General features: G+C 51.7%; 17 protein-coding genes. 6 read left to right on the forward strand and 11 right to left on the reverse strand.

The annotated features are described in order from the left end of the window. Nucleotides 1-3: 3 nt before the first annotated feature. From citF to citC, 4 genes are read right to left on the reverse strand one after another with little or no spacing between them, the layout of a single operon-like run. A complete protein-coding gene (gene citF, locus NA197_RS09980) occupies nt 4-1,533 on the reverse strand; it encodes a citrate lyase subunit alpha (RefSeq protein WP_052932426.1) in 1,530 nt (509 codons plus the stop codon). Nucleotides 1,534-1,542: 9 nt separating this feature from the next. Continuing rightward, the gene (citE, locus tag NA197_RS09985; RefSeq protein WP_000622342.1) at nt 1,543-2,451 is read right to left on the reverse strand and encodes a citrate (pro-3S)-lyase subunit beta; all 909 of its coding nucleotides are present in this window, start codon (nt 2,449-2,451) and stop codon (nt 1,543-1,545) included. Continuing rightward, nucleotides 2,448-2,744, reverse strand: a complete 297-nt coding sequence (citD, locus tag NA197_RS09990; RefSeq protein ID WP_000700679.1) for a citrate lyase acyl carrier protein — start codon at nt 2,742-2,744, stop codon at nt 2,448-2,450. Before citD ends, citE begins: the two co-directional genes overlap by 4 nt. Then, the gene (gene citC / locus NA197_RS09995) at nt 2,741-3,817 is read right to left on the reverse strand and encodes a [citrate (pro-3S)-lyase] ligase (protein ID WP_000467872.1); all 1,077 of its coding nucleotides are present in this window, start codon (nt 3,815-3,817) and stop codon (nt 2,741-2,743) included. The genes citD and citC overlap by 4 nt, the downstream gene beginning before the upstream one ends. Nucleotides 3,818-4,201: 384 nt before the next feature. Between citC and dpiB the strand changes: the two genes are divergently transcribed. Both dpiB and dpiA read left to right on the forward strand, forming a co-directional pair. Beyond that, a complete protein-coding gene (dpiB, locus tag NA197_RS10000; protein ID WP_023227393.1) occupies nt 4,202-5,863 on the forward strand; it encodes a sensor histidine kinase DpiB in 1,662 nt (553 codons plus the stop codon). Continuing rightward, entirely contained in the window at nt 5,832-6,512 is a 681-nt protein-coding gene (dpiA, locus tag NA197_RS10005) for a two-component response regulator DpiA (protein WP_000138779.1), read from the forward strand. Before dpiB ends, dpiA begins: the two co-directional genes overlap by 32 nt. Before the next feature lie 53 nt (nt 6,513-6,565). Here the strand turns inward: dpiA and dcuC are convergent, their stop codons facing one another. Beyond that, nucleotides 6,566-7,951 (reverse strand): anaerobic C4-dicarboxylate transporter DcuC, encoded by a 1,386-nt coding sequence (dcuC, locus tag NA197_RS10010; RefSeq protein WP_023227394.1) that lies wholly within the window; start codon nt 7,949-7,951, stop codon nt 6,566-6,568. A 378-nt stretch (nt 7,952-8,329) separates the two neighbouring features. On the opposite strand from dcuC, the gene pagP reads away from it, so the two are divergent. Next, the gene (pagP, locus tag NA197_RS10015) at nt 8,330-8,902 is read left to right on the forward strand and encodes a lipid IV(A) palmitoyltransferase PagP (RefSeq protein ID WP_001623090.1); all 573 of its coding nucleotides are present in this window, start codon (nt 8,330-8,332) and stop codon (nt 8,900-8,902) included. A 187-nt stretch (nt 8,903-9,089) separates the two neighbouring features. Continuing rightward, nucleotides 9,090-9,299 (forward strand): transcription antiterminator/RNA stability regulator CspE, encoded by a 210-nt coding sequence (gene cspE / locus NA197_RS10020; RefSeq protein WP_000034826.1) that lies wholly within the window; start codon nt 9,090-9,092, stop codon nt 9,297-9,299. A 57-nt stretch (nt 9,300-9,356) separates the two neighbouring features. Here the strand turns inward: cspE and crcB are convergent, their stop codons facing one another. Then, nucleotides 9,357-9,740, reverse strand: coding sequence for a fluoride efflux transporter CrcB (crcB, locus tag NA197_RS10025; RefSeq protein WP_000939753.1), 384 nt, complete (start codon nt 9,738-9,740; stop codon nt 9,357-9,359). 90 nt (nt 9,741-9,830) lie between these two features. On the opposite strand from crcB, the gene NA197_RS10030 reads away from it, so the two are divergent. Both NA197_RS10030 and tatE read left to right on the forward strand, forming a co-directional pair. Beyond that, nucleotides 9,831-10,619 (forward strand): deaminated glutathione amidase, encoded by a 789-nt coding sequence (locus NA197_RS10030; protein WP_023227395.1) that lies wholly within the window; start codon nt 9,831-9,833, stop codon nt 10,617-10,619. A 128-nt stretch (nt 10,620-10,747) separates the two neighbouring features. Next, nucleotides 10,748-10,951 carry a twin-arginine translocase subunit TatE gene (tatE, locus tag NA197_RS10035; RefSeq protein WP_000503938.1) on the forward strand — a complete coding sequence of 68 codons (204 nt, stop codon included), beginning with the start codon at nt 10,748-10,750 and terminating at the stop codon, nt 10,949-10,951. An 85-nt stretch (nt 10,952-11,036) separates the two neighbouring features. Here the strand turns inward: tatE and lipA are convergent, their stop codons facing one another. From lipA to dacA, 5 genes are all read right to left on the reverse strand, one after another. Beyond that, nucleotides 11,037-12,002 carry a lipoyl synthase gene (gene lipA / locus NA197_RS10040; protein WP_000042640.1) on the reverse strand — a complete coding sequence of 322 codons (966 nt, stop codon included), beginning with the start codon at nt 12,000-12,002 and terminating at the stop codon, nt 11,037-11,039. 205 nt (nt 12,003-12,207) lie between these two features. After that, nucleotides 12,208-13,161 carry a YbeF family transcriptional regulator gene (locus NA197_RS10045; protein WP_001282817.1) on the reverse strand — a complete coding sequence of 318 codons (954 nt, stop codon included), beginning with the start codon at nt 13,159-13,161 and terminating at the stop codon, nt 12,208-12,210. Between the two features lie 301 nt (nt 13,162-13,462). Next, a complete protein-coding gene (gene lipB / locus NA197_RS10050) occupies nt 13,463-14,104 on the reverse strand; it encodes a lipoyl(octanoyl) transferase LipB (RefSeq protein WP_000284016.1) in 642 nt (213 codons plus the stop codon). A 99-nt stretch (nt 14,105-14,203) separates the two neighbouring features. Further along, nucleotides 14,204-14,467 carry a DUF493 family protein YbeD gene (ybeD, locus tag NA197_RS10055; RefSeq protein ID WP_000850547.1) on the reverse strand — a complete coding sequence of 88 codons (264 nt, stop codon included), beginning with the start codon at nt 14,465-14,467 and terminating at the stop codon, nt 14,204-14,206. Nucleotides 14,468-14,575: 108 nt separating this feature from the next. After that, nucleotides 14,576-15,787: a D-alanyl-D-alanine carboxypeptidase DacA gene (gene dacA / locus NA197_RS10060; protein WP_000858711.1), complete on the reverse strand. Its 1,212-nt coding sequence runs from the start codon at nt 15,785-15,787 to the stop codon at nt 14,576-14,578. Between the last annotated feature and the right edge of the window lie 5 nt (nt 15,788-15,792).

Raw genomic sequence — 15,792 nt, forward strand, 5'->3', positions numbered from 1 at the left:
GGCTTATTCCTTCACCTGATGCACCACATCGATCACTGAACCGTCGCGATAACGCACGACAGCAATCACGCGGTCGGTGAATTCGATAGGGCGGGGCTGACCGGTAAGCAGTTGCGCGCGTTCGCGCAGCCACTCAATCGATACCACTTTCATTCCCGCTGCTTGCAGTCGTTCAGCCAGCTCCGGACGCGCCGGATTGACGGCGATACCGTGATCGGTGACCAGAATGTCGACGCTGGAGCCCGGTGTGACGCAGGTGGTGACGTTATCAACCAGCGTGGGGATGCGACCGCGTACCAGCGGCGCGACGATGATGGACAGCGCCGCCGCGACGGCGGTATCGCAGTGACCGCCGGACGCGCCGCGTAGAACGCCGTCGGAGCCGGTCAGCACGTTAACATTGAAGTGGGTGTCTACTTCCAGCGCGCTCAGTACCACCACGTCCAGACGGTCAACGGAAGCGCCTTTAGAGCCCCAGTTGGCGTACTGGTTAGCGCTGATTTCGATATGGTTCGGGTTGCGGGCCAAAGATTGCGCAGCGTTACGATCGAAGCTCTGCACGTCAAGCAGTTTGCGGATTAAGCCCTTTTCATGCAGGTCGACCATGGTGGCGGTGATACCGCCCAGCGCGAAATTAGCCACAATGTTGCGGCTACGCATTTTGTCTTCCAGGAAGCGGGTGACCGCCAGCGATGCGCCGCCGGTGCCGGTTTGCAGGGAGAAACCTTCGTTGAAGTAGCCGGAGTGAGCAATGACTTCCGCCGCGCTGCGGGCGATCAGCAGTTCACGCGGATTAGTGGTCATGCGGGTCGCGCCAGCGCCGATTTTGTTTGCATCACCGACTTCTTCGATTTGCACGATCAGATCAACCTGATCCTGAGCGATGCTTGCCGGGTTATGCGGATACGGCAGCAGTTGCTCCGTCAGCATCACGACCTGCTTCGCGCTGTCGGCATCCACCATCGCGTAGCCCAGTGAACCGCAACAGGCTTTGCCGGTATAACCGTTAGCATTACCGAATTCATCGCAGGAGGGCACGCCAAGAAACGCAACATCAATATTGAGTTCGCCGCTTTGTACCAGATGCACACGACCGCCGTGGGAGTGAATCTGAACCGGCTCAGCCAGCAGGCCGCGAGAAATTTCTTCCGCCAGCGGGCCGCGCAGGCCTGACGTGTAGATGCGGCTGACCACCCCGTTACGAATGTGTTCAACCAGCGGCGCGTGGCAGTCGCTCAGCGAGCTGGAGGCCAGGGTCAGATTTTTGAAGCCCATCTTCGCGATGGTTTCCATCACCAGGTTAATCGTCAGATCGCCGCCGCGAAAAGCGTGGTGAAAGGAGACCGTCATGCCGTCGCGTAAACCGGAACGGCGGATGGCCTCTTCCAGGCTGGCGCACAGTTTGTGGTCGCGCGGTTTTTGCGCTTGTAGATCCAATTTTGCCGCACTGTGGTAAGCGCTCAGTTCGCTTTCAGCGTGACGGCTCCAGGCGGCTACGCGATCCTGGCGTTGAGATTCATTTTTCTGCGTCATTTTTTTGCCTTATTCTTCGCGAATACCGGAAAGTTCTGCACGGGAGAGCACCAGACGGGCGCGTTCAATCACCGGGCTGTCGACCATCTTGCCGTTAAGGGAAACGACGCCGAGACCTTCGCGGGCGGCGGCTTCTGCGGCCTCAACGACCAGACGCGCATGGGCGACCTCTTTACGCGTCGGCGCATAAAGGTTGTGCAGCAGTTCTATCTGGCGGGGGTTGATCAGTGACTTACCGTCAAAGCCCAACTGTTTAATGTGGGCGGCTTCTTGCAGGAAACCGGCTTCGTTGTTGGCGTCGGAATAGACGGTATCGAAGGCCTGAATGCCGGCGGAACGCGCGGCCTGCAAAATGGCGCAGCGGGCGAACAGCAGTTCGGTGCCTTCCGGAGAGCGTTCGGTGCGCAGGTTGCGAACATAGTCTTCCGCGCCCAGCGCAATCCCGATCAACCGTTCAGAGGCGTGGGCGATTTCTACCGCGCGGGTAATACCCAGCGGCGATTCCACGGCGGCTAACAGGCCGGTACTGCCCGGTTCGCGACCGCAGGCGTTTTCAATGCGCAGAATTTCGTTTTCGATATCAATGACGTCCTGCGCGGTGTCGGTTTTCGGTAAACGCACCACGTCCGCGCCGCCGCGCACGACCGCTTCCAGATCGTTGACGCCCCATTCGGAATCCAGCGCATTCACGCGGACAATGGTTTCGACGTCACGGTAAAGCGGGTGTTGCAGCGCGTGATATACCAGACGGCGCGCCGCGTCTTTTTCGCGTAATGCAACGGAGTCTTCCAGGTCGAACATCAGCGCGTCGGCCGGGTAGATAAACGAATTGCTCACCATCGCCGCGTTGGCGCCCGGTACGAATAACATACTGCGGCGGGTGCGGGTTTTACGTTGTTGCAGAGAGGCGGAAATCATTGGCGATCCTCCCAGGGCAGAGCGGCAATACCGCTGGCGCGCGCCAGTAGCGTTTCCAGTCGGGCGCGCAAAATGCAGTCCAGAGCGCCTTTATCATCGACGTTCAGTTGTACGCCGCGCACGTCGTAGCGAGAAAGCACCTCCAGGATGGTGGCGCGAATGGCCTCGCCAAACTGTTTTTCAACGCTACTGTTGATTTGCAGGTCAATATCCTGCGTATCGAGCGGCGCAATGCGTATCATCACATCGCCGGACTCAAGCGTGCCTGCGACGGCTAGCTGGTTTATTTTCATTTTTCACCTGTTGCTAATACGGGGGACTTTTGACGGGCTGCCGCGCTGCCCGGATGGCGTTCGACCATGCCCTGCAAATAGCGCAGGGTGGCGTCGGGAACCAGCGGCGCGATAGCCGTGAGATCGTGTTTAACCAGCAGCTTGCGTACCCAGGAGGCGGATATCGGCGTCTCCTGGAAGCAAAGCCGCTCTATTTCCACCAGCGTAATGGGTGGGGCGGGAAGCGTTGGCGTCTCCAGCCAGAAACGCATATCAAGGTTGTACTGGGCGGTAACGGTGCAAAACGGCTCCGTACCGACAAAGCGGTGTGTGATGCCAAGCGCGGGCGCCAGATACTGGCGGAAAATCTTCAGGTCGATTTCGGTATAACAGTGATTAATGACGCTCTGCTCTTTAATGAAATAGCAGGGGAACGTCGCACGAGAAATAATGTATTCGGAGCCGCGGTGAACGGTTAAGCGCGGGATATCGGTAGTCCCTTTAAGGACCAGATCGAGTCGGTCTTCATAGGGAAAGCGTGACGTATCTTCTTTGACCAGGAACAGATGCAGCCAGTCGCACTGTGCCGCCGCCTGTTGGATCAGATAGCGATGGCCGTGCGTGAAAGGATTGGCGTTCATCACAATACAGCCAATTTTCTTTCCCTCATGACGCAATGTCGCCAGCGATTCCGCATACCGTTTCAACCGGGTCGCGCTATTTTCCATTAAGACCATCACGCCAGGGACGCTGGCTATCGTCGAAAAGCTGCACTGTTTAAACAGCGCTTCGTATTCCGTTTTGGTATAAATAAAAAGATGGGTGCAGTGCCGTTCCCAGGCGAGATTAATCAATTCCGTCGCCAGCGTTAACGCTAAGCCTTCGCCGCGTACTGATTCGCTAATGGCCACGCATTTAATGATATTTCCGGCAATACCGCCGCAGGCAATAAGACGGTCATCACGGCTGACGGTAATAAACACTTCTACAGTGGTATCGACGCTTAAATCATTCTCTTTGAGAAAGTGAGCGATCTCCGCCATTTTTTTATTTTCAGAGCGTTTTACCCGAGTGAATACATTATTGCCAAACATAGTAAGAAATATCCTGGTGATATGCTTGTTGCCACTTTTCTGTATATGTTGCGCTGTGTTGCAACTTGATAACTTTTTCTTTTCAGTCAGAGTGGGAGTATTTTTATGACGAGTTATTTATTTTTCTCTCTGACGTATACATCGTAAGGAGTATTTTGGTGGTAAATTTTGATTTATTTCACAAAGCGTTAGATGGTTTTTAAGTGTTTTATGGTTTTAAGTTTTTTAATTAATTTAATCGCCATTCCGGCGGTGGGTTTTAGTTGTTTAATTGATTTAATGTGGGGAATCTGTAACGATTGGTTTTTATATGCTTCAAGATACTCAAAACATTTTTATTACATTTGCGATAAATCTGAAGAGAAATGCCCATAAGGAACCTTAATGTCCTATCAGAAAAATAAAAAGCTGTTTCCTTTTTTTCGGCAACTCGCGTTTCCGTTACGTATTTTTCTGCTCATTCTGGTGGTTTCTGTTTTCATCGTGGCAGCGTTAGCACAATATTTGTCTGCCAGTTTCGAAGATTATCTGGCGTCCCATGTTCGTGATATGGCGATGAATCAGGCAAAAATTATTGCTTCTAACGACAGCATTATCGCTGCCGTAAAAAGCCGGGACTATAAACGCCTGGCGATAATTGCGAATAAACTGCAGCGCGGGACGGATTTTGACTATGTGGTGATAGGCGATCGCCACTCGATCCGGCTTTACCATCCGAATCCGGAAAAAATCGGCTATCCCATGCAGTTTACGAAACCCGGCGCGCTGGAAAGAGGAGAAAGTTATTTCATTACCGGTAAGGGCTCAATAGGGATGGCGATGCGCGCCAAAACGCCTATCTTTGACAACAAAGGCAACGTGATCGGCGTTGTTTCAATTGGCTATCTGGTCAGTAAAATCGACTCCTGGCGGCTGGACTTCTTATTACCGATGGCGGGGGTTTTTGTCCTGTTGCTGGTGGTATTAATGCTGCTTTCCTGGTTTTTCGCCGCGCATATCCGCCGACAAATGCTGGGCATGGAGCCGAAACAGATTGCGCGCGTGGTACGCCAGCAGGAGGCGTTATTTAGCTCGGTTTATGAAGGGCTGATCGCCGTTGATCCGGAGGGACATATTACCGCGATTAACCGCAGTGCGAGAAAAATGTTGGGGCTGCCGTCGCCGGGGCGTCAGTGGCTGGGCAAGCTGATAGCGGAAGTCGTCAATCCGGCAGACTTTTTTACCTGCCAGATCGCGGAAAGACGCCAGGACGTGATGGCCAACTTCAATGGCCTGAGCGTCATCGCCAATCGTGAGGCTATCCGTTCCGGCGAGGAGCTGCTGGGCGCTATTATTAGTTTTCGCAGCAAAGATGAAATCGCGACGTTGAACGCGCAGCTAACCCAGATTAAACAGTATGTTGAGAGCCTGCGCACGCTACGCCATGAGCACCTGAACTGGATGTCGACTCTGAACGGCCTGCTGCAAATGAAAGAGTATGATCGGGTCAGAGAGATGGTGCAGGGCGAATCGCAGGCGCAGCAGCAACTTATTGATAGTTTACGCGGCGCCTTCGCCGATCGTCAGGTGGCCGGTTTGCTGTTTGGCAAAGTTCAGCGCGCGCGTGAACTGGGGCTCAAGATGGTGATTGTTCCCGGCAGCCAGCTACATCAACTGCCGGAGGGGCTGGATAGCACGGAGTTCGCCGCCATCGTCGGGAATCTGCTGGATAACGCGTTTGAGGCGAGTTTGCGTACACAGGAAGGCGACAATACCATCGAACTTTTCCTGAGCGACGAGGGCGACGAGGTGGTGATAGAGGTCGCTGACCAGGGCTGCGGCGTTCCTGAAGCGCTGCGGGAAAAAATTTTTGAACAGGGCGTAAGTACCCGCACCGACGAACCCGGTGAGCATGGTATCGGGTTATATCTGATTGCAAGTTATGTGGGGCGCTGTGGCGGGGTCATTACGCTGGAAGACAATGATCCTTGTGGCACCTTATTTTCTTTATTCCTTCCGAAAGTGAAAAAAAACGATGACAGAACCATTAACCCTATTGATCGTTGAGGATGAAACGCTGCTGGCGGAGATGCACGCAGAATATATCCGCCATATTCCTGGCTTTAAGCAGATATGGCTGGCGGGCAATCTGGCGCAGGCGAGAATGATGATTGACCGGTTCAAACCTGGATTAATTCTGTTGGATAATTATCTGCCGGATGGGAAGGGGATTACGCTGCTGCATGAATTAATGCAGTCGCGCTATCCCGGCGGCGTTGTGTTTACGACCGCCGCCAGTGACATGGAGACGGTAGCGGAAGCGGTACGTAGCGGCGCGTTTGATTATCTGGTCAAACCTATTGCTTATGAGCGTTTGGGGCAGACGCTGACCCGCTATCAACAGCGCAGACGTATGCTGGCGAGCGCGGATAGCGCAAGCCAGAAGCAGATAGATGAAATGTTCAACGCCTATGCGCGCGGCGAACCGAAAGGGGATTTGCCGACAGGTATTGATGCCTTAACCCTTAATGCGGTGATGAAGCTGTTTGCCGATCCAACCGTACGCCATACGGCTGAAACGGTCGCGCAGGCCTTAACGATAAGCCGCACCACATCCCGACGCTACCTGGAATATTGCGCGAGTCGGCACCTGATTGTCGCAGAGATTATTCATGGCAAAGTGGGCAGGCCGCAGCGTATTTACCACGGCGGCTAAGCCTGGTTTAAGATGCCGGGGCGATGTTTTCCCTCGCCCCGGCTTACCGGCTATCAGCTGCCAGTAACGCTGGAAGAGGCGCCTGGCACCATAATTTCCGTGGCGATAATGACGATCAACAGACCGACGATGACCGGAACGGACGTGCGCTTCACCACTTCAAACGGTGATATTTTAGCCATCCCGGCGACAGCGACCACGACGCCGGAGACCGGCGAAATCGTGCGCCCCAGGTTTGAGGCTTGCAGCATTGGGATGGATAAATAGGCTGGGTTGATACCGGAGGAGTGCGCCAGTTTAGGGATCATCTCAACAAAGGCGTAAAAAGGCGCATTGCCTGAACCGGTGGTCATCGCGGCCAGCATGGTTAAAATCACTAATACCAGCATCAGAATAATGCTGGCGGAACCAAAAGAAGTGGCAATCGAGATCAGACTTTGGATAAAGCCAATGGTGCTCAGCCCCTGGGCGAAAACGCCCGCCGCGACCAGCAGCATCACAACGCCGGCAAACGCATCCGCCATGCCGCGATAAGCCACTTCCAGGCCGGAAAACACATTTTGCGTGTTGAAGCCGCGCACGAATTCCAGCACGGCGGCCAGCAGCATACAGATCACCAGAATGGTAATAATGTGCAACTGCGGCCCCCATTTACCGTCAAAAATCAGTACGCCGATAATGGGCGTGAACGGCAAAAGGGCATAAAACGCCGGGGCCGTGGTGGTAATCTCCGCCACGTCCAGCATCTCATGTGAAATGTTCTCTTTTTTATCCAGATAGCGTTGCCAGAAAAAATGCGCAATCGCCATACCGATAATGGCGGCGATGGAAATCGGCAGCGTGGTTTTGAACGCAAAATCGATTAACGGCATCTCCGCCGCTTTTGCGGCTAAAACCACATCGCCAGACGTTGGCGAGAGGATGATGGCGGCCGGCGAAGCGCAAATAGCCGCCGCCGCGCCGCGGCTAATGCCGACGTTGACCATCACCGGGAAGAGAGTAGCCATGAGCAGTACGCCAAGCCCCGTCGCGGAAGAGACGGCCAGCGACATCAGGCAGGCGACAAAATAGGCGGCAATCATCAACAGGTAGGGCGAGTTTATGTACTGTAAAGGTTTCGACGCTAGCTTCACGACCATATCATTCGCGCCGATATGCGTCATATAGGCGGCAAAGCCGCACAGCATCATGATCATCATGCCAAGATCGCCGCCGCGACTCATAAGCAAAATTTTGATGTATTCAACAATATCTGTTGCGGTATAGCCGGTACTGGTTTCGCTGGCAGGTAATACCTTATGCCCCATCAGCGCGCTGATAATAAGCAGAACCAGACCGCCGACAAATAAAACGCCAGTGGCGGAATATCCCTTAATGATGTAGCGCGCTACACCCACAATAACGACGACTCCGATAAGGAGCTCTATAACTGTTAGCATTGTTTCCCCTGTCTTATCGACACCCAGAGTAAAAATAAGAACCACAAAAGTGGTATAAAAATGTACCGAATAAAGGATGGCGCCTTACTGATTAAAATCACGGCGCGGTTATTTTTTCATGTCATCGCTAAAGATGAAATATGCTTATACGAATTTTCTGTAGCGCTATAAGTATTAATTTATTGTTATTTTATTGTTTTATTTGTTGTGCTTTGTTTTGTGTTTTTTGTGAAAGCTTATTAAGGAGCGCGCGACGGTTCTGAGTGCTAAATCAAACGCCGTTAACCCGATACTCTCTCAGATTATTCTCTGTTTATAGTTTGTTAAGATTTTATTCAGGTTAATGTTGTTATTATCACAGTCGAATTTTTGAACGGTATGGCTGTTGTGATGATTATCAGAAAGTATTTTCTTATTATTGCTCTCCTTGTTATGCCATGGCTGGCTATTCCTTCAGTCTCTGCGGCGGATAAAGGGTGGTTTAACACGTTTACCGATAACGTCGCAGAAACGTGGCGACAGCCTGAGCATTATGATTTGTATGTCCCCGCCATTACCTGGCATGCGCGCTTTGCCTACGATAAAGAGAAAACGGATCGCTATAACGAGCGGCCGTGGGGCGTTGGTTTTGGTCAGTCGCGCTGGGACGACAAAGGCAACTGGCATGGCCTCTATATGATGGCCTTTAAAGATTCATTTAACAAATGGGAACCCATAGGCGGTTATGGCTGGGAAAAAACCTGGCGACCGCTGGAAGACGATAATTTTCGTCTGGGACTGGGCTTTACCGCAGGCGTTACCGCGCGCGACAACTGGAATTATATTCCCATCCCTGTGCTGTTGCCTTTAGCGTCGATAGGCTATGGTCCCGCTACCTTTCAGATGACCTACATTCCGGGTTCGTATAACAACGGAAACGTCTATTTCGCCTGGATGCGTTTCCAGTTTTGACGGGGAAGGGCATTGTTCTGTTGTGAATTAAAAAGCCTTAAAAAACAATAAGTAGATAGGGTTTGCTAAAAATTAACGCGATATTTATCACTTTTTCGCAAAGTTCGACTGGACAAAATGCATCACAATTGTTGTACTGGTATCCGACACAGCATTTGTGTCTATTTTTCATGTAAAGGTAATTTTGATGTCTAAGATTAAAGGTAACGTTAAGTGGTTTAATGAATCCAAAGGATTCGGTTTCATTACTCCGGAAGATGGCAGCAAAGACGTGTTCGTACACTTCTCTGCAATCCAGACCAATGGTTTTAAAACTCTGGCTGAAGGTCAGCGCGTAGAGTTCGAAATCACTAACGGTGCCAAAGGCCCTTCCGCTGCAAACGTAACTGCTCTGTAAGCATACGTCCGACAGCAAGATTTCAAAACCCGCCCTTTCGGCGGGTTTTTTTTGCGCTTAACGCGCCGCTGCGGCGGAAAATAGCCAGAATGCCAGCGCCGTCATGGCAAACGAACCCAACAGGTTAATCAGCACATTCAGCAGCGCCCAGCCAAAGCGCCCCTCTTGCAGCAAGAATACCACTTCGGCAGAAAAAGTAGAAAAGGTCGTCAGGCCGCCGCAAAAGCCAGTCGTAATGAGCACTTTCCACATCGGATCGATATGTGTCATGCGGTTAAACCAGGCGAACCCCATGCCGATAATAAACGCGCCAAGCAAATTTGCTGTTAGCGTACCGATGGGAATCGCCTGATGAAGCGGATTAAAACGCATACTGAGCATCCACCGGGCTACGCTCCCCGTTCCACCGCCGATAAAAACTGCTAAAAGAAGCTGTAACACTGCCGAATCCTTTATTTAGTTGCTATACAGGAGGAGTGTAACGCCGAACACGCATAATTGGCGAGTCCTGACAGAGGTGTGGGAGGGGATATGTTCGTTGCAGCCGGGCAGTTTGTGGTGAGTTCTGTATGGGAAAAGAATGCGCAAGTTTGCGTTTCGTTAATGGCTCAGGCGGCGGGCCGCGGCGTATCGCTTCTGGTGCTGCCTGAGGGGATATTAGCGCGAGATGACATCGACCTTGACCTGCCGATTCGCGCCGCGCAGCCGCTGGATGGCGCGTTTATGACGCGGCTTCAGGAAGAAAGCGCTCATAATAATATGACGACGATATTCACTATCCTTGTCCCGTCAACGCCTGGACGGGCGGTTAATATGCTGGTGGCGCTACGGGCGGGTCACATTGTCGCGCGTTACGCGAAGCTGCATCTCTATGATGCGTTTTCGATGCAAGAATCCCAAAGTATTGATGCCGGAACCGTTATCGCGCCTGTGCTGGACGTGGAGGGGGTTAAGGTGGGGCTTATGACCTGTTATGACCTGCGCTTTCCGGACATGGCGTTAGCGCTGGCTTTACAGGGGGCTGACGTATTGGCGCTGCCGACGGGCTGGGTTCGCGGCCCGTTGAAAGAGCAGCAGTGGTCGACGCTGCTGGCGGCGAGAGCGCTGGATACCACCTGCTATATGATTGCGGCCGGGGAGTGTGGTAATCGTAATATTGGTCAAAGTCGTATTATCGATCCGTTGGGGGTAACGATAGCCGCGGCAGCCGATCGTCCGGCGCTGATCGTCGCGGAAATATTCAGAGAACGAATAGACCAGGTGCGGGAGCAACTTCCTCTTTTGCAGCAACGACGATTTGCGCCACCGCAATTATTATGATGTTTTTTTACGCAAAGCTTGATTCACCTTGTTACAGATTGCTATTGTGTGCGCGCGTCGAAAGACCGTTAATATTCTCAGGTTAATCCGGCGCGTTACGCAGCCTGTTTTTAGTGAAGAAGGTATCTATGGGTGAGATTAGTATTACCAAACTGCTGGTGGTTGCCGCACTGGTTGTTCTGCTGTTTGGTACCAAGAAGTTACGTACGCTGGGCGGAGACCTGGGCACGGCGATTAAAGGATTCAAGAAAGCAATGAACGATGAAGACGCGGGCGTTAAGAAAGACGTCGACGGTAGCGTTCAGGCTGAAAAACTCTCGCACAAAGAGTAATTGCGCGATGCGCTTGCTCCGCAGAGTAAAAAAACCGGCGAGTTGCCGGTTTTTTTTGCCTGAAATGTAAGCGTCTATTACACGATCATTTCACTTCCATGCCTTTGGCCTGGAGATCAGCATGGTACGAAGAACGTACAAAGGGGCCACAGGCGGCATGGGTAAAGCCCATCGCCAGGGCTTCCGCTTTCATCTCGTCAAACTCTTCCGGGCTGACATAACGCTGTACCGGCAGGTGATGGCGGCTTGGCTGTAGATACTGACCAAGCGTCAGCATGGTAACGCCGTGACGGCGTAAGTCGCGCATAACCTCAATGATTTCCGCATTGGTTTCGCCTAAGCCCACCATCAGACCCGATTTTGTCGGAATTTCCGGGTGCGCTTCTTTGAAGCGTTCCAGTAATTTCAGCGACCAGTTGTAATCGGCGCCCGGACGAACCTGGCGGTAAATACGCGGCACGTTTTCCAGGTTGTGGTTAAACACATCCGGCGGCGTCGCGTTAAGGATATCCAGCGCGCGATCCATACGTCCACGGAAGTCTGGCACCAGGGTCTCTATTTTTATCTCCGGGCTTTTGGCGCGGATGGCAGTGATGCAGTCAGCAAAATGCTGGGCACCGCCGTCACGCAGATCGTCACGGTCGACAGAGGTGATGACCACATAGCGTAGCGCCATGTCGGCGATCGTTTGCGCCAGTTTCTGCGGCTCTTCCGCATCCGGCGCAACGGGGCGGCCATGGGCGACATCACAGAACGGACAGCGGCGAGTGCAAATGGCGCCAAGGATCATAAACGTAGCGGTACCGTGGTTGAAACATTCAGCCAGGTTTGGGCAAGACGCTTCCTCGCAGACAGAATGCAGGCCATTTTTGCGCATTGCGGCTTTGATGCCCTGGATACGGGTAGAATCCGCCGGAAGTTTTATTTTCATCCATTCCGGTTTACGTAGTAGAGCGTCGCGCTCTGTGACCACATTTTTAACCGGGATAAGAGCCATCTTATCGGCATCGCGGTATTTTACACCGCGTTCCATCACAATGGGTTTACTCATAGCGTGCGTGTTCCAGTTGCGAATAACGAAGGAAAGCGTTTCAATTCAAGGGAAAGTTGTATTTATCAACTATTTTTGAATTTGTGACACGCAGTATATCATTGATAAGGGCCATAAAGCAGCCTGACAGCCCGGCAAAATGTAAAATAGTTGTTGTTTTGTGCTGTTTGCCCATATCTTCCGTGACCTGAATGCAACATTTTTGTCAGAACGCCTCACGGATGATATCAATGACGTTCTCCAGCACCGGATCGCGCAGACTCAGTTTATTGTAATGCAGCGAGAACTCGACCTGTTCACTATTCACCGGCGCGTAGGGAAGGCGTTCAAGCGGCCAGCAACGGCTAAATAAGTCGTAGAAGCGGGTGGGCATCAGTCCCAGCAGATCGCTGCTGGCGATCAGCGAGGCAATGGTAAAAATATTGTAGCTGCTAAAACTGATTTGCTGATCGGGAAATGTCTCCTGCAGTCGCTGGCGCAGCAGGGAAAGATGTTGTCCCTCCAGCATCAGAAAGGTGTGATCCGCGCTGTTCAGTCTCTCTTCAGTAATGGCGTTCGCCAGACACGGGTGATGCTGGCGGCAGACAATCTCAAGCGTATCGCTAAACAGGACGTGATGCTGAATGCTCCGGTTGTTATAGCTATGGGTATTGATAATGAGATCGGTCTGAAACTGACTAAGCTGGCTTTCGGCATCGTCTACCGGAATGTTGCGCAGCAAAAGCTGAGGATAACGCGGCCTGATGGCCTGGTAAATAATCGGCATCACTAGCGCGCCGACCGAAGGCGTCGTGCCAATTGTAATGGTGCGTTGCTTATCATAGCTGCCCGTAAGATCCAGGGCGCCAAGAATAGATTCCAGCCCCTGGCTGATGTATTCGTGCAGATGCGTAGCATACGTCGTGGGCGTTACGCCCTGGCCTTTGCGAATAAACAGCGGATCGGGAAATATAGTCCTTAATTTTTGAATGGACTGGCTAATGGCTGACGGCGTCAGGTTAAGAATTTTCGCTGCATTGACGATCCCTTTATGGACATATACGGCCTCGAAAATCGTCAACAGATTGAGGTCAATATTTCTCAGTGTTCTGAAAATTTGCGGTTTGTCTTGTAGGTGTTGATCGGCCGGTTGTCTTTCTGCCTGATTATTATCACTCACGCTCTGGCTCCGAATTCATTCGTATTATGAATAATAGATGAAATAGTATATTTTGCATTTATGAGTTGGTTTCAAAATTACTCTTATGAATGTATTTTTAGTCATTTCAATAAGATAAGTAACAGCAAGGCCGGGATTTTGTTCACGGAAAATTCCTCATCATGAGGACTGAAGAGGCCATGCCGCCTGGCGGCTACAGCAGGGATATAACGAAAATATAGAAAGCGGGGGGAGAAGTAAAGCATTCAAATCATATATGATTAATGACCCATAAATTTCTTGGGCCATTATATTTTACGCATTAAGCAGCAATATATTCATACGGTGGATTATTTAGCAGAGCTAAAATATTCGCCAGCAAGCGGGGCGCAATATTATCCGTGGTAGCGTCTTCCTTCCACTGCGTTATTTTAGCCATTTCCATGCCGGCATAACCACACGGGTTGATACGCAGGAAAGGAGAAAGATCCATGTTAACGTTTAGCGCTAAACCGTGGAATGAGCAGCCGCGACGGATACGTAAACCCAGCGAGCAGATTTTCTTTTCACCCACGTAGACGCCCGGCGCATCGGCGCGCGGATGCGCCTCAATACCCATTTCAGCCAGCGTATTTACCACGGTCTGTTCAAGTAGGGTGACTAAATCACGCACGCCCAGTTTACGTCGTTTCAGGTTAAGTAAAACGTACATTACCTGTTGGCCCGGACCATGATAGGTCACCTGTCCTCCACGATCGCTCTGCACAACGGGAATATCGCCAGGCATCAATATATGTTCCGCTTTACCGGCCTGGCCCTGGGTAAACACCGGGTAATGCTCAACCAACCAGATTTCATCATGGCTGTTTTCATCGCGCATATCGGTAAAGTTATGCATGGCCTGAGAGATAGCTTCATAGGGCTGAAGGCCGAGCTGGCGGACAAGGATTTTATCCTGATACAAAACGGCATCTCCGTAGAGAATGAAAAAAGAGAGGAAAGTATATCACAGCGGGGGAGGCGGGGAGTTACCCGGATAAGACCGGGTAACCGTCTGGATGTATTACAATACCATTCGCACGATATCAATATTGCCCAGTTCTTCGTACAGCGTTTCAACCTGTTCAATATGGGTGGCATTAATGGTGATAGAGACCGAGTGGTAGTTGCCTTTGCTGCTCGGTTTTACCGTCGGAGAGTAATCACCAGGCGCATGGCGCTGTACCACTTCAACCACCTGATCAACCAGCTCAGGTAACGCCTGCCCCATTACTTTGTAAGTAAATGGCGTAGGGAATTCAAGCAGTTCGTTAAGTTTGGTTTTCATGTCAGCTCCGGCATTACGTAAAAAAAATAACAACTCCCGCCACAGGGCGGGAGTTTTACTGATGCATAGTATATGGGGACGAAAATCACACTTTCAAGCGTTCAATTTTTATCCAAACCAGTGATGGAACATTAATTTAATGTAATCAATGATTTTACCGAAGAAGTTCCCTTCCGGGATCTCTTGCAGTACGACCAGCGGACGCTGCTCGATGGTTTTACCGTCCAGCTGGAAGTTGATGGTGCCGACTACCTGGTTTTTCTGCAGCGGCGCGTGCAGTTCTGCGGTATTCAGTACATAGCTCGCTTTCAAATCTTTCATGCGACCGCGAGGGATCGTCAGGTAAACGTCTTTATCGACGCCCAGCGAGGCGCGATCGGTATTACCAAACCAGGCGGGTTCAGAGGCGAACTCTTTACCAGCCTTCAGCGGATTAACGGTTTCAAAGAAACGGAAGCCCCACGTCAGCAGTTTTTTGCTTTCTGTTTCACGGCCTTTATAGGTCCGTCCGCCCATCACGGCGGAAATCAATCGCATCTGGCCTTCGGTTGCGGAAGCGACCAGATTATAGCCCGCTTTGCTGGTATGGCCGGTTTTGATGCCGTCCACATTCAGGCTGTTATCCCACAGCAGACCGTTACGGTTTAACTGGCGAATGCCGTTAAAGGTGAACTCTTTTTCTTTATAAACGGCATATTCGTTAGGCACATCGCGAATTAACGCCTGACCAATCAGCGCCATATCGCGAGCTGAACTGTATTGTCCGTCGGCGTCCAGGCCGTGTACGGTCTGGAAGTGGGTATTTTTCAGCCCCAACGCGTTCACATAGCTGTTCATCAGCCCGACGAAAGCATCCTGGCTACCGGCGGCGAAATCAGCCATCGCCACACAGGCGTCATTGCCGGATTGCAGATTGATGCCGCGTATCAACTGAGAGACCGGTACCTGCATTCCCGGCTTGAGGAACATCAGCGAGGAGCCTTTAAATACCGGATTGCCGGTGGCCCAGGCGTCATTACCGACGGTAACCAGGTCGGTTTCTTTAAATTTACCCGCTTTCATTGCCTGTCCGATGACGTAACTGGTCATCATCTTTGTCAGACTAGCCGGGTCGCGACGTTCGTCGGCGTTTTGTTCCGCCAGAACTTTGCCGGAGTTGTAGTCGATCAGGATGTAGGATTCCGCATCGATCTGCGGAACGCCCGGGATCATAGTTTTGATATTCAGGTCATCGGCATGTGCGGTTGAGATAAACGCGGCACAAAGCGCCGTGGTGAGCGCCATGCGCTGCATAAAACGAGCGGAAAAAGTGGTCTTCATGGTCT

Source organism: Salmonella sp. NW884 (genome assembly GCF_051700745.1).
Taxonomy (GTDB): domain Bacteria; phylum Pseudomonadota; class Gammaproteobacteria; order Enterobacterales; family Enterobacteriaceae; genus Salmonella; species Salmonella enterica.